Raw genomic sequence first — 14251 nt, 5'->3', positions numbered from 1 at the left:
CACAAAAGAACGGACGATCACCCCTCCACGGGCGACACGAGCGGTTTGCCTGCGGCCATCGCAGCGACATTGTCCAGCGCCAGCATACCCATCTCCGTACGCGTCTCGACCGTGGCGCTTCCGACATGCGGCGTCATGAACAGGTTGGGAAGTTCCAGCAGTCGCGGATCCGGATGCGGCTCATTCCGGCACACATCGAGCCCTGCTCCGGCAAGCTGACCGTTCCGCAGCGCCTCGATCAGGGCGTCCTCATTCACAAGACGACCACGCGCCGCGTTCACAAAGATCGCTCCCCTGGGGAGCCGTGACAGGAAGGCCTGATCCACCATGCCATCCGTCTCATCACTGCCCGGCAGATGCAGGGTGATGATCTGACAGCGAGGCAGCATGTCCTCGAGATTTTCCACCCACGTCGCGCCGTGTTCCAGTTCGGGAGCCAGTCGCCGCCGGTTGTTATACAGCACGGTCATCCCGAAACCCCGCGCCCTGCGCGCTACGGCCTGCCCGATGCGGCCCATGCCGACAATACCGAGCGTCTTATTGCTGATCCGCATGCCCAGCATCTCGTCCATGGCAAGATCACGGCCCCAGCCTTTACGGACCAGCGCCGTATATTCCGCAGCTCTGCGTGCAGCAGCCAGAATGAGCAGCAGGGCGAGGTCCGCGTTACATTCGGTCAGTACATCTGGCGTGTTGGAGACGGCAATGCCACGGGCACGGATGGCTTTTACATCCAGATGATCAAGCCCCACGCTGACGGTCGCGACCAGACGCACGGAGTCCGGAATTTTACTGACAGCATCGCCCTTGATCGCCGCATGGTGTGTCACCAGCAGGGCTTCCGCCTGCGTCTCCTCCGCCAGTCTGAACATAGTCTTCGTATCCAGCGGCTCTGCCGGAGGAGGCGGCGCATCGAATTCCTGCGCAATCCGCGCCTCCACAGCTTCAGGCAGACGAACGCTGCGAACGATACGGGGGCGAGAGGAAGACATGACAAACTCCATAAAACTGAGTGGCGGATGTTAAGCGGGTCTGGATCATGAAGCGAGTAAGCGGAACACGACAAGGGGCTGTCAGTTTCGTGATAAAACGGCGCCGGCGCGATGACAGGCATCCCACAGCCTCCCTCATGGTTATCAAGACCATGGAATATCTGGCTGAATCCCTCTGGGGACAGACGATCACAGCCTGCATCCGCTTTTTGAAGAAATCTGCAAAGGGAGGATCGGCACAGACTTCTTTCAGATGTCAGACGCGCCTTTTGCCGGTATTGAAGTCCCAACCTATTCCTTAAACAGAATTCCTTTGCCACATATCATCGTCCGACCAGATGAGAGTCGTCCGGACATAATGAAGAAGAGTGTTTTCACCGAACCGCCCGGTGGAAAGCGCCGGTGGAAATACCCAGTGGAAATAAATTGCATGAAATGGAGAACAGGATCGGCATGAACGACCAGCTCGAACTGACGCCGGAGCTGATGCTTGGAGCCTACTCTGTCGGACTGTTTCCCATGGGGAACAGTGAAAATCCTGACGTAATCGACTGGTATGATCCCGATCCGCGCGGTGTCATGCCGCTATATGGTTTTCATCTCCCCAAACGCCTGTGCCGGACCGCACTGAGCGATCGCTTCACCGTGACGGCCAACCGTGATTTCGAAGGCGTCATGCGCGCCTGCGCCGCTCCTGCGCCGGGACGCGAAACGACATGGATCAGCGAAACGATCGTCAGCCTGTTCTGCCATCTGCATGACATGGGCTACGGCCACAGCATCGAGACCTGGCGCGACGGCGAGATGGTCGGCGGCCTGTACGGCGTTGCACTGGGAAGCGCCTTTTTTGGCGAAAGCATGTTCAGTCGTGAAACCGATGCATCAAAGGTCGCGTTGGTGCATCTGGTCGCCCGACTGCGCCTTCTCGGCTTTGATCTGCTGGACACCCAGTTCGGCACGACCCATCTCTCGCAGTTTGGCGGCGTCGAGATTGATGCAAGCGACTACAAGACCCGTCTTCGCAATGCGGTAAGGTCAGATCAGCGCTGGACACCCCTCTCCACCGCTGAAATTGCCACCGAAATCCGGCAGATACGCGAAGAGACCCGTCTCGCAGGTGGTTGACTGACCGGTGCAGATGGGGTGCTGTCGGCAGGAATGTTCATGGAATGAGGACTGTTCGACGTATGCGACAGGTCACCGGTAAGTCTGATGCAGGAAACAAAGCTGGCGTGTGGAAGCGATGCCTCGCACTGGGACTGGCAGGAGGACTGGTGGTCGGCCTGATGCAGGGGGTTGCATTCGCCGCCGACGGTGATCACCCGCCCCTCACGCCGCTGAAAGACGCTGTCATCACCTACAGCGTCCAGCCGGACGGCGCGCCGCAACCGCAGCAGGTCAAGGTGTGGTTCACCGCCGAGGGTGCAAGAATGCGTATCGACGCCCCCGATGGCTCGGCGTCGACCATCCTCAACCGCACTGCCCAGACCGTGACGATCCTGCTGCACAAACAGCGGGTCTTCACCCAGCTTGAACAGCGCGGCAGCGTGCGGAATCCGTTCCTGCTCGACGTCTCCATGCAGTTCACACGCCACGGCAATCGCACGATTGCGGGCATCCCCTGCACGGAATGGGGCGTCGCCTCCGGACATGGCGACGCAACCGCCTGCGTGACGACGGACGGTCTGATTCTGGCTGAAAACGGTGTGGATGCGGATGGCGCCAAAGGGCATCTGTCCGCAGAGTCCGTTTCCTACGAAACCATCCCGGCATCCGCTTTTGCCGCTCCTTCCGACTATCAGGAAGTCCATCAGCATCGTGTCGCCGGTCAGGGTGGCGCGCCGGCTCTTTCGACCGGACCCGCGAACGGAACGGGATCTTCTCCCGCAGGAGACGCCGCCGCGACACCGGCTCCAGCCGCTCCATCCGGTGCACCGGATACTTCCGGGCAGCCCTGAGGCAGAGCCATGAAAAACCCGATAGTGCGGCGCGGCTCACACCTGCTGCTGTCCCTGGCTCTGGCCGCTTCGATTTACAGCCACAATGCCCGTGCGGAAGAGACTGATCCCTCCTCCGCAAGCGGGCCTTATGTCACGCCTTCCGTGGACGTGAGCGTGCATTATGAAATGGTGTCGCCGCAGAGCCCCCTGCCCGTGCATCAGGACATGCACTGGCAGGTCGCTTCGCTGCGCCAGCGGATCGATCCCGAAAACTCGGCCGTCTATATGGTGACCTCCTGGAGCGATCATACCCTGACCGTTGTGGATACGCTGGGCCACCGGCGGAGCGTTATGCCCGCACCCGGCGCGACGCTCACCCTGCCGGGACAGATCCCGCCCGGATCATTCAGGAAACTTGGAACCGACATGGTGAGTGGCCAGCTCTGCACGGTCTGGCGCACGACGGATCAGGACGGGCATGAAAGCGACGCCTGCTACACGCAGGATGGCATCCTGCTTCAGGTGAAGCAGCAGGGACGTATTCTGGTCAGGGCGCTCTCCGTTGACCGGACACCTCAGCCCGATGCGCTTTTCGCCATCCCGGAGAACTATTCAGCGGTCGCTCCGGCCCGCTGAGTGGATGGATAGGGCGACGGCACCCGTTCCGCCCCACCGACTTTTCTCTTCTCCGGCTTTCCGGGCGGCAGATCCCGTATCCTGCGGGCCGGCGATCCGACATACAGACCATTCGGCTCCGTGCTTGACGACACCAGAGCGCCTGCACCAACCACGCATCCCCTGCGGATGGTGACACCGGGCAGGATGGTGACATTGAGACCGATCCAGCAGCCATCCTCAATGACTACATCGCCCAGTACCGCCTCGATAGTGCAACGCTGTTCGGCGGGACCTATGTCATGCGTGGCGGTTACGATCGAAAGAAACTGTCCGATCCGCACATTGGAGCCGATCTTCAGTCGCGCCGCGCCATCAAAAAAGAAGCCGACATTGATGAAACTTTCGCGGCCCATCGCCAGGTTGGTCGAACGCAGATGACAGCCCGGCCAGATACAGGCTGAAGGATCAAGGCTGGCGCCCAGCGCATTCAACAGGCGGGTGCGCAGGAAGGCAGGGATCAGTTCACTACCGATACCGGCAAGACAGAGCCTGCGCAGATGACGCGTGAAGATATTATCAGAGAGGGTCATCAGAGACTTCGCTGTTTTAATGCCACAGGTAAAGGCAGCGCTCACCTGCAATCTGTTCTGAAATATGCATTACACAAAATAATATTGAAAACAATTTCATAATTCTATGGTGTATTTATAAAAATACTTCTGTTTATATTTTTAGATTCATTGTATTTATTGCGCACTTCTTTTTATTATGATCAGAATTATTAGAAACACGTCATAAAACAGCCCTTATCGCAAACCGTGCGCACCGCCTCCCGTCCACCCATAAATGAAGGCCGCCTTTTCAAAGCTCATGACGACGGTTACAGAGGGGCCTTCATCTGTCAGCGCACCAGTTATCCTTGAGTAGAATGATCAGAGACGTCAGGCCACTTACAAGATGGCCACATATGACGGCGGACAGGATGCTCTTCCTGAATTCAGCCGCCTCTGCCGAAGCGCCGTTCCGAAGCAAAGGATCATGATCCGGAGAGGACGCCGGTGAATCTGTGTGCCTTCTTTATCCGCCGTCCTGTCGCAACCATTCTTCTGGCTCTGGCGATGGTGTTCGCCGGGCTGCTGTCCTACCGCGTGATGCCGGTCGCCGATCTGCCGGACATCTCGGTTCCTGTCATCTACGTCATCGCCAGCCAGCAGGGCAGTTCTCCGCAGCAGATGGCCAGCGCCGTGACGACGCCTCTGGAACGTCGCCTCGGAAGTATCGCCGGACTGACACAGATGACATCCGACACCACGGACCGGTCATCCTTTATCCTTCTGTTCTTCGACGACAACCGGAATGTGGACGGCGCCGCACGTGACGTTCAGGCCGCTCTTCAGGCGGCGCGTCAGGACATGCCGAACACGCTGATCGACACGCCGCAATATTACAAGGCCAATCCCTCCGACAATCCGATCATGGTCGCGGTGCTGACGTCCGACACACGCCCGCTCAGCGAACTGCGCGATCTGTCGGAAACCAGACTGCTCCCGCAACTGGCTGGCATTCACGGCGTCGGGTGGGTGCAGCCGGAAGGCGCGGCCAAGCCCGCCGTGCGCGTCGAGATGAATCCCTACCTGCTCTATCATTACGGCATAGGGTTCGAGGACATCCGCTCCGCCCTGGCGTCCGCCAACGCCAACACCCCCAAGGGCTTTCTGGATATCGGCACACAGCGCGTGATGCTGACCACCAATGATCAGGCGCGGAAAGCCGAGCAGTATCGTGATCTCGTCATCGGCTATCGCAATGACCGTCCGGTCCGCCTGTCCAGCGTGGCGACGGTCCATGATGGTCCGCAGAATGAGCGCGAAGCCGCCTGGTTCAACGGCAAGCCCGCCGTGATGGCGATCATCCGGGCGCAACCCGGCGCGAATGTCATTGAAGTCACCGACGCCATCCGCGCACACGCTCCCCGGATCCAGAACGCGCTGCCCGGCGATGTCCAGCTGACTCTGGCTGATGACATGTCACGGTCAATCCGCGCGGCCCTGACGGACACGCAGCTCACGCTTCTGATTTCAGTCGTGCTCGTCGTGATCGTGGTGCTGGCGTTTCTTCGCTCATGGCGTTCGACCCTGATCCCTGCTGTCACGGTGCCCGTTTCACTGGCCGGTTCCCTCGCCGTGATGCACCAGCTTCATTTCTCGCTGGACACACTTTCCCTTATGGCCCTGACCATCGCCACGGGATTTGTGGTTGATGATGCGATTGTCGTTGTCGAGAACATCGCCCGTCACATGGAAGACGGCATAGAGCGGATGGAAGCGTCCCTGCTTGGTTCACGGGAAATCGGCTTTACCGTGGTGTCGATCACCATCTCGCTGATCGCGGTCTTCCTGCCGCTGCTTCTGCTGTCCGGAATTCCCGGAAAGATCTTTTTCGAATTTGCGATGACACTGACAACAGCGGTCACAATTTCGCTTTTCCTGTCCCTTTCCCTGACTCCCATGATGTGCGCATATCTGCTTGAGGTGCATCATGGCGACACGACAACCGGACATGGGGGATGGTCACGCCAGATACACCGGGTGTTCGATGGTGTTGAAACAGTCCTGAACAGCCTGCTGCATATTTACATGCGGTCACTGGATGTCGCGCTCCGTCATCGCTGGCTGGTGCTGGCGTCCCTGCCCGTCAGTCTGGTGGTCACTATCGCCGTTGTCGTTTTCATGCCCAAGACAATTCTGCCGCCGGAAGATATCGCTCTGGTGTCAGCCTATCTGAGCACGGATCAGACAAGTTCGTTCCAGGCGGTTTCCGACAAGACCCGGCGTGTCGTGGGCACGATGATGCAGGATCCGGAAGTAACATCCGTTGTGGCGTTTACGGGTGACGACGCGGCCAATGAATCGGCGGCTTTCGCCTCTCTCACGGACAAATCCACACGGCATGATACACCCGAAGTCATTGCTGCAAGAATACAGTCCCATGTGGCGAGTATCGCCGGTCTGGACGCACACATTTCCAATTCAGGCGATGTGAACGGTGGTGGCACGCGCCAGCAGACCGGCAACTACACATATGTATTCCGAAGCGACGTCGCAGACGATCTGACAACATGGGTGCCGCGTCTCAGCGAGGCCTTGCGCCACAGCACTGTCATTTCCGATGTCAGCACCAATATCCACAACAATGGCTCTTCATTGCATGTGGGCATTCGCCGCGACGTCGCCGCACGGTACCTGATCACGCCGCAACTGATCGGCAACGCCCTGTTTGACGCGTTCGGCCAGCGTACCGCATCGAATATCTCCACCTCTCTCACGACCTATTACGTCGTGATGGAAGCCGACCGGCTATACCGGGAAAACCCCGAAATGCTCAAAACGCTGTGGGTTTCAACAGCAGGCGGAACAGCGGGCGGTGGCACCGTCTCGAACTCGATCCGTGTTCCACGTTCAACGGATTCCAGAGAAGCTGCTTTAAACAGGCTGTCTTTCCGCAATCAGATTGCCAACCGCCTGGCCGGTGGCGCAGGCGCCTCCAACGGTTCAGCAGTGTCATCTTCTGCTGAGACCATGGTGCCGCTGATCTCGGTGGCTGACCTCGTGACACGACCCACATCCCTACAGGTCAGTCATGAAGACAATTTCGTCTCCGGTTCAATCTCGTTCAACCTTCCATCAGGAAAAGGACTGACGGATGCTGAGGCGGAAATAAAACGGATCAGTGAAGCCATTCACATGCCGGATACCATCCGTGGAAGTTTTACGGGACGTGCAGGTGACTTCAAGAAGGCTCTGGTCAACGAGCTTCTCGTATTCCTCGCTGCTCTCGTCACCATGTATGTCACTCTGGGCATACTGTACGAAAGCTACATTCATCCCCTGACCATTCTTTCCACACTCCCCTCTGCCGCCGTCGGGGCTGTTGTGGCGCTATGGCTGTCAGGACAATCCTTTTCGCTGATTGCGATGATCGGGGTGATCCTGCTGGTCGGCATCGTCAAGAAAAACGCAATCCTGATGATCGATTTTGCTCTGCATGCTGAACGGCAACAGGGGATGCTGCCTGCAGACGCCATCCATGCAGCCTGCGCGACCCGTTTCCGCCCTATCCTTATGACAACACTGGCGGCCGCATTAGGGGCTCTTCCGCTTATTTTCGGTAATGGTTATGGCGCTGAACTGCGCCGCCCGCTGGGAATTGCCGTCGTTGGCGGATTGGCGATGAGCCAACTGCTCACTCTTTATTCAACGCCTGCGGTTTATTTACTGATGATCGCAATTGGCAAATGGCTGAAGATTCCACTCTCTCTGCTACAAAGAGTTTTCAGAAAACATGCATTAAAATAGTATCTTTCTGATATAGCCTCGCATGAACTGTAGAAAACAGTTCATGCGGGCTTGCTGTCTGGCAGATTTTCTGGCTATCAGTCGTGCAAATATAACAAAAAATATTGTTTACGATCACCCTGCGGTTATAAATCATTGTGTAAAAATGGACTCTACCGATAGAGTCACGTCTCTGCACAGTTCCCGAAAGCCTTCTTCTCCATCCCTTACACGACATAAGCCTCCTCTCTTTTTCAGGAAGAGTGCAGACCAATCATCAGTTCTTTGAAAGATGCTTCTGACATCCAATCATTACAAAACAGTCATGCCCAGGCTGGTATTGCTTTTTTGACAGACATGCTAGATTTCAAGGATCGACTGTATTTACGAGTATCTATGGTCGATATCACATAGTTTACAACAGACGTTTCAGGGAATGGTTCGATGGCCAAAAATTGCTGCAAGACAGACGGATGCGCTCCGGCAAAGAAGGGCTGCTGCAGCCTGAAGAAAATTGTCGGCGTGATGATCGTCGCCGGGATCGCCGGTTTTCTGTGGAAAAAATTCAAGTAATCGCAGAACGCTGCGTTGCCCGAAATCCTTTCGGGCATTCCCGCTTTGACTGATCTCTTAATTGCGATGTAAAATATATTACAAACAATAAAAATATATCCCTCCCGCACACGTGTATATCATCGACCTAAAATCAGGATTTATTGTCTCTCCATGTTTCTGGAGATATGAATAGCGATCACGTAAACTCCGGCAGTAACTTCCTTCAGAAAACAGCCTTGAAAGAGCAAAAACATTACTGATGTTTGCAAAAGAAAAACAAATAAACTTCCTCAGATTTTCTGATTTTCAACACAACGATCTACACAATCACATATTTAACTAAAATTTAGAAATCTGCAGGTAACGTTAGAAAAACCCGAACCATTCCTCATTTTCCATACCTTTCTTTTCTACCTTTCCAAGAAATAGTGCGCCGGCATTTTCCATTTTCATTCAGGGAAACAGGGAAACTTGCTGTTTTTACCCTCGATCGAAAGAACTTATTGCACATAATATATCACGGAGGTCTTGCACCAAGAAGCATACTTCATTATTTGAACAGATAGAGCCGCATAGGCTCCTCTCGATTTTCTGTAAATGTGCGCTGAATTGTTTTAAAGTGTAACGGAGTTTTTTTGATGTCTGAAAATAAACCCATCTCACCTCTGCTCGAACTGACAGCGCAAATCGTTTCTGCTCATGTTTCAAACAACTCTGCATCTGCAGAGACGCTTCCCGGTCTGATCCGTGACGTTTTCACGGCTCTCGAGACAGCCGGACAGGCGGCCCCTGAGCCAGAGAAGCTGCAGCCTGCCGTTCCGGTGAAGCGCTCCGTCTTCCCTGACTACATCGTCTGCCTGGAAGATGGTAAAAAGCTGAAAATGCTGAAGCGTCATCTGCAGAGCGCCTATGGCATGACGCCTGAGCAGTATCGTGAGCGTTGGGGTCTGCCCACAGACTACCCCATGGTCGCTCCCAACTATGCCGAGCGTCGTTCAACGCTTGCCCGTGAAATCGGTCTCGGCCGCAAGATCAGCGCCTCCAGCGCTGCTTCCGAGAACGATGACACCACGCCGCGTCGTCGTGGTCGCAAAGCTCAGTAAAATCTATCACATCGGCATGACTTCATCTCCCCTGAAGTCATGCCGAAGATTTCTTCATGGAAACAGTTTTCCGTGAACCTTTAGTATTGTGCTGGAATAAACTGTAATGAGTTCAGGCGTTGACGAGACCGTGGCGTACTCTGTTCAGAAGCGGAGACTGCGTCGCTGGCGGATTGGCGCAATCGCAGCGGTTGCCGTGTCTGTCATGATTGCCGGACGATATGGCCAGCAATCCGGCAACGGGAGCTGGCGCAATGGCGCCGGGAAAAGCACGCCTCATCTTGTACAGTTAAAAGTCCACGGCATGATCGGCTCGGATGTCTCTCGCTGGACAAAAGCTCTGGCCGATGCTGACAAAGATCAAAACGTCAAAGGACTGCTGCTCGATATCGACAGCCCCGGCGGCGCTGTAACCGGCGGCGAAGAACTGCACGACGCAGTGGAACGGTTTGCGCACGACAAGCCTGTAGTCACCACAATGGGAGGCATGGGCGCTTCCGCAGGGTACATGATCGCTCTGCCATCCAAACGTATTTTTGCCGAACGCAGCACGTTGACCGGCTCCATTGGCGTCCTGATGGAAGCGCCGGAATTCTCCGGAATTCTGAGCAAGATCGGCGTCAATGTTCAGGAATTGGTGTCCGGACCGCTCAAGGGCCAGCCTTCCCTCACAAAACCGATTTCTCCTGAAGGTCATGTCATGCTTCAGGGCGTTGTCAGCAATCTTTACGATCAGTTTGTCGCGATGGTCGTTACCGGTCGCCATATGCCTGAAGATAAAGTACGCTCTCTGGCTGATGGCCGCCCCTATACAGGCGAGCAGGCGCTGAAAGTCGGACTGATCGACAGTATTGGTGGACAGGAAGACGCCCGGAACTGGCTGAGCAAAGCCTCCGGCCTGTCAGGTGAGCCGAAAATCGTGACGATTGGCGAGGAACGCAAGACGTTCACCCTGAAGCGCCGTATATTCGGATGGTTTGGGGGACAGGTCATGTCATGGCTCGGCCTTGATGCGGACATTTTTCTGCCTCAGACGCATGCAGCTATTGACGGCGCAGTTTCGATCTGGAAACCTTAGTTCTCGGCGGGGAGGCGAGATGACCAGATCCGAACTTGTCGCTGAGATAGCAGCGGCGAACCCTCATCTTTTACTCAAGGACGTTGAATTAATCGTTCATACGATTTTCGACGAACTGACAAGTGCGCTTGCACGCGGAGATCGTGTCGAACTCCGTGGCTTCGGGGCTTTTACCGTCAAGAAACGGGAAGCCAGAGCGGGACGCAATCCCCGCACTGGTGAGTCTGTTTCTGTGGACGAAAAGTTCGTGCCTTTTTTCAAGGCAGGAAAAGAGCTTCGCGAACGTGTCAATGGAGCAACGCCTGAGGACGAATAGCCGTCATCAGGCGATTGAGTGGGATTGATACCCTCATTTCACATGCCTTGTGCGTGCTTCTGATATACTGTTAGTAACTGATCTCATTCCACGGTCAGTTTCCGATGGCCGTTTTTTCGGGCGCTGTTATGGCTTTCGTGTACGGCTTGTCAGATTGTTGCTTGAAGCAGGCGAAAAACCTGAGGAGCAGCGCGTCGAAAGCCGCAGGCCTGCTGCTTCTGGCCTGCCTGACTGTTCCGGCAGATGCGCAGGCACGCACTGTATCGGTGCATCCCTCCTCACAGCGTGCTGCACCGCACAGCAAAACACATCATCACAAAAAATCGGCGTTACAGGGCTGTCTGTCTGGCGGTTCTGTTATTGTAACGCATGGCCGTACTCTGGGCGCGATCGGCTCTCATGGAAAACTGCTGGCTCCCGTAGGACGCGCCATCTACTACACGGATGGCAAGCACGGCTGCCTGCCGGGAAAACATATCCGCCGCCGCGGATAAAGCCTTCTTCACTTCATTATTTATGAGATTCTGCTCACCACACGGAAAAACTGCTCATTGCGATGCAGTATTTCCCTCTTCCCTCAGTCGAGATTTGTGATCGAACGGATTTCATCCCGATCTGTGTTAGGCTAGGTTCCCTGCATTAGCGGCCTGCGACAAAAATGTTTTCTCGACGCATCCATCAGACCGGGCGTCTGAAATGCAACAGGAAACAGGCTTCGCCATGAGCAGAACAGGGATCCAGATGGCAGACAAAAATGCTTCGACCGTCATACCCGTCATTCTTTCAGGGGGATCGGGAACCCGCTTGTGGCCAATGTCACGTGCGAGTTTTCCCAAGCAACTGTGGCCTTTACTAAGCGCCCAGTCCCTTTTGCAGGAAACTGCTCTGAGAGCACGGGGTGTTTCTCTCTCCGCACCCGTGATCGTCTGCAACGAGGAGCATCGCTTCCTGATTGCGGAACAACTGCGCGAGGCAGGAATAGAGTCACCTAAAATCCTGCTGGAACCGGTGGGCCGCAACTCTGCGCCCGCCATCGCCGCCGCCGCCCTGCTCGTCGCCCAGACGGACCCGCAGGCTGTGCTCTGGCTCATGGCCGCCGACGCCGCCATCACAAAACCGGAAGCCCTGAACGCCGCCATGCAGAATGCAATCGCCGGTGCTGAACAGGGGCTGGTCGTAACATTCGGCATGAAACCGACGCGACCTGAGACCGGATATGGCTACATCGAAGTCGGAGAGACAATCCCCGGACTTGAAGGCATCTCCACAGTGAAGGCTTTCCGGGAAAAACCCGATACGGAGCAGGCCGAATTCTTCCTCAAGTCTGGTGACTATCTGTGGAACTCCGGCATGTTCGTGTTCAAAGCGGACACCCTGATTCGCGAGATGGAAGAGCATGCCCCGGAAGTCATGACCGCCGTGCGGGCAGCCTTCGAAGCGCGGAAGGGCGATCTTTTCTTTGAACGTCTCGGCGTCGAGGAGTTCAAGACCGCACCGGACATTTCGATCGATTACGCCATCGCCGAACGCAGCAGCAGTGTCGCCGTGGTGCCAGCAGATCTTGGCTGGTCCGATGTCGGAAGCTGGGATGCGCTGTGGGATATCAGCCCGAAAGACGCATCAGGGAATGTCGCCGTCGGTGATGTCCTGATCGAAGATTCGAAAAACAGCTATGTGCGGTCAGAGAAATACCTCACAGCGGTCGCCGGGGTCGATGATCTGGTTGTCGTGACGACGGACGACGCCGTTCTGGTCACACATCGTGACCGGGCTCAGGACGTCAAGAAAATCGTCGATCGGCTGAAAAAGGCGAAACGTCCTGAAGCCGCGAGCCATAACCGTTGCTATCGCCCGTGGGGATTCTACGAGAGCCTGATCCAGAATGACCGGTTTCAGGTCAAACGGATTGTCGTTCAGCCGGGAGAGAAACTCTCTCTTCAGAAGCACTTCCACCGTGCCGAACACTGGATTGTGGTCGGTGGCGTCGCGCTGGTGACACGGGATGAGGACAAGGTGCTCGTAAGGGAGAACGAGAGCATCTATCTGCCGCAAGGTTGTATCCACCGCATGGAAAACCCCGGCAAGATTCCGCTGACCCTGATCGAAGTGCAGACGGGCGCCTATCTGGGTGAGGACGATATCGTGCGGCTTGAGGATACCTATAACCGCTCCTGACGCCTTTCCATCCATAAGCTGAACACAGGAGAGGGGGCTTTCCCGAAAGAAAGCCCCCTCTCTTGTTCTGGTGAAGATCGCAGCCGGACAGCGGCCCGAAAATCAGTCGTCCTGCGCACTCGCCAGATCGCGCAGCGCGACTGCGGTATCACGCACCGTCGGGCCGTGCTCACGCTCCAGACGACGGATGGTGAAGTGCGCACGCGCCAAAGCCTGATAATGGGCGAGGAAGGCGGCGTTCAGGGACGCCCCGCAAAGCGCGCCCGCAACAGGCATCAGTTGCAGGGAGATCTTCTGGCCCAGCGCCAGCCCGTAATGCGACGCGACCTCGGAAATCAGCATGACCACCGGACGGCCACGCAGTACTGTGCGGGCGGAGAAATATCCCAGCTCACTCTCCCGTCCCTCACCGATATTGGGGAACGCCCGCAGCGCAAAGACTTCGAGACAGGCGCGACGGGCATCAGGATCAGACAGATCCTCCCCTTCCTCGCGGGCGATGCGGGCGATCTCACGCATGATGGTCAGCGTGGTGAAGCTGATATCCGGCGCCAGTCCGGCGAGACCGGCGAAACCGCCGACAGCACCCGATACGGCGACAGCAGCCTGCAACGCCTTCTCCCGCACGCCCTTGCCCGCCGAACGATCGGCCGCTTCGCCGCTGGCGGCGGCGTCCAGCGTACCGGACATGCCCAGAATCGCCACATCGAATGACCGGGCGATGGCCGTCTCGGCAATACCCTTGAGCTTGTCCTGAACACGGGGCGTCATCCCCAGTCCACGCAGACCGAGTCGCGTGGCATGCCCGACCGCACCGCCCATCAGGTCGGCCATACGGACCAGAACGCCCCGTCCAGCCTCCACCTGCTTCAGCGCATTTTCAAGCTCCAGGATCTGCCCATCCGTGAGAGCTAATGGAGCAAGTTGTTGTCCTGTGCTTACGGTCATCGGAAGGTATCCTGTTCCAGCTGGCTCATGTGTTGCTACTTATAAATATAAGCGCTTTCGTTCGCGCAAGGTTGCGGAAACATTCATTGACCGCAAGCGCCATACGGTCGACTTTGGCGTTATCGCCGTGTCAGGAAGGCATCATGACCATGTTATCACCCACCGCCATGAGGTCACCTCTTGCTTTAAGGA

The 14251-nt window shown here is 56.4% G+C and carries 13 protein-coding genes; 10 read left to right on the top strand and 3 right to left on the bottom strand.

Annotated features, from left to right (window positions below; all coding sequences use genetic code 11):
- Window positions 1-17: 17 nt before the first annotated feature.
- The gene (locus GVI59_RS09330; RefSeq protein ID WP_173574022.1) at window positions 18-992 is read right to left on the bottom strand and encodes a 2-hydroxyacid dehydrogenase; all 975 of its coding nucleotides are present in this window, start codon (window positions 990-992) and stop codon (window positions 18-20) included.
- A gap of 453 nt (window positions 993-1445) precedes the next feature.
- Here GVI59_RS09330 and aat point away from each other — a divergent pair, with 453 nt between their 5' ends.
- The 3 genes from aat (at window position 1446) to GVI59_RS09315 (ending at window position 3568) form a co-directional block, all read left to right on the top strand.
- A complete protein-coding gene (aat, locus tag GVI59_RS09325; protein WP_173574021.1) occupies window positions 1446-2117 on the top strand; it encodes a leucyl/phenylalanyl-tRNA--protein transferase in 672 nt (223 codons plus the stop codon).
- A gap of 62 nt (window positions 2118-2179) precedes the next feature.
- Complete coding sequence (locus GVI59_RS09320; RefSeq protein WP_173574020.1) at window positions 2180-2950, top strand: DUF4412 domain-containing protein; 771 nt, start codon at window positions 2180-2182, stop codon at window positions 2948-2950.
- A 9-nt stretch (window positions 2951-2959) separates the two neighbouring features.
- A complete protein-coding gene (locus tag GVI59_RS09315) occupies window positions 2960-3568 on the top strand; it encodes a hypothetical protein (protein WP_173574019.1) in 609 nt (202 codons plus the stop codon).
- Here GVI59_RS09315 and GVI59_RS09310 read toward each other — a convergent pair.
- Window positions 3541-4140, bottom strand: coding sequence for an acyltransferase (locus tag GVI59_RS09310; protein ID WP_173574018.1), 600 nt, complete (start codon window positions 4138-4140; stop codon window positions 3541-3543). The two genes, GVI59_RS09315 and GVI59_RS09310, sit on opposite strands and share 28 nt — an antisense overlap.
- Before the next feature lie 468 nt (window positions 4141-4608).
- Here GVI59_RS09310 and GVI59_RS09305 point away from each other — a divergent pair, with 468 nt between their 5' ends.
- The 7 genes from GVI59_RS09305 to GVI59_RS09280 all read left to right on the top strand — a co-directional run bounded on the left by GVI59_RS09305 (window position 4609) and on the right by GVI59_RS09280 (window position 13111).
- A complete protein-coding gene (locus GVI59_RS09305; protein ID WP_173574017.1) occupies window positions 4609-7905 on the top strand; it encodes an efflux RND transporter permease subunit in 3297 nt (1098 codons plus the stop codon).
- Between the two features lie 423 nt (window positions 7906-8328).
- Window positions 8329-8457 (top strand): hypothetical protein, encoded by a 129-nt coding sequence (locus GVI59_RS19305; RefSeq protein WP_277876346.1) that lies wholly within the window; start codon window positions 8329-8331, stop codon window positions 8455-8457.
- A gap of 620 nt (window positions 8458-9077) precedes the next feature.
- Window positions 9078-9542, top strand: a complete 465-nt coding sequence (locus GVI59_RS09300; protein WP_173574016.1) for a MucR family transcriptional regulator — start codon at window positions 9078-9080, stop codon at window positions 9540-9542.
- Between the two features lie 106 nt (window positions 9543-9648).
- Window positions 9649-10620, top strand: coding sequence for a signal peptide peptidase SppA (sppA, locus tag GVI59_RS09295; protein WP_173574015.1), 972 nt, complete (start codon window positions 9649-9651; stop codon window positions 10618-10620).
- 19 nt (window positions 10621-10639) lie between these two features.
- Window positions 10640-10936, top strand: coding sequence for an integration host factor subunit beta (gene ihfB, locus GVI59_RS09290; RefSeq protein WP_173574014.1), 297 nt, complete (start codon window positions 10640-10642; stop codon window positions 10934-10936).
- Between the two features lie 161 nt (window positions 10937-11097).
- Window positions 11098-11430, top strand: coding sequence for a hypothetical protein (locus tag GVI59_RS09285; protein ID WP_173574013.1), 333 nt, complete (start codon window positions 11098-11100; stop codon window positions 11428-11430).
- Between the two features lie 247 nt (window positions 11431-11677).
- Window positions 11678-13111, top strand: a complete 1434-nt coding sequence (locus tag GVI59_RS09280; RefSeq protein WP_242013038.1) for a mannose-1-phosphate guanylyltransferase/mannose-6-phosphate isomerase — start codon at window positions 11678-11680, stop codon at window positions 13109-13111.
- A gap of 102 nt (window positions 13112-13213) precedes the next feature.
- On the opposite strand, the gene GVI59_RS09275 is transcribed toward GVI59_RS09280, so the two are convergent.
- Window positions 13214-14059: an EcsC family protein gene (locus GVI59_RS09275; protein WP_173574011.1), complete on the bottom strand. Its 846-nt coding sequence runs from the start codon at window positions 14057-14059 to the stop codon at window positions 13214-13216.
- Window positions 14060-14251: the final 192 nt, after the last annotated feature.

Source organism: Acetobacter sicerae (assembly GCF_011516765.1).
GTDB classification, from domain to species: domain Bacteria; phylum Pseudomonadota; class Alphaproteobacteria; order Acetobacterales; family Acetobacteraceae; genus Acetobacter; species Acetobacter sicerae.
The sequence above is the reverse complement of the archived record's forward strand: the minus strand, read 5'-3'. Positions and strand labels throughout refer to the sequence as shown.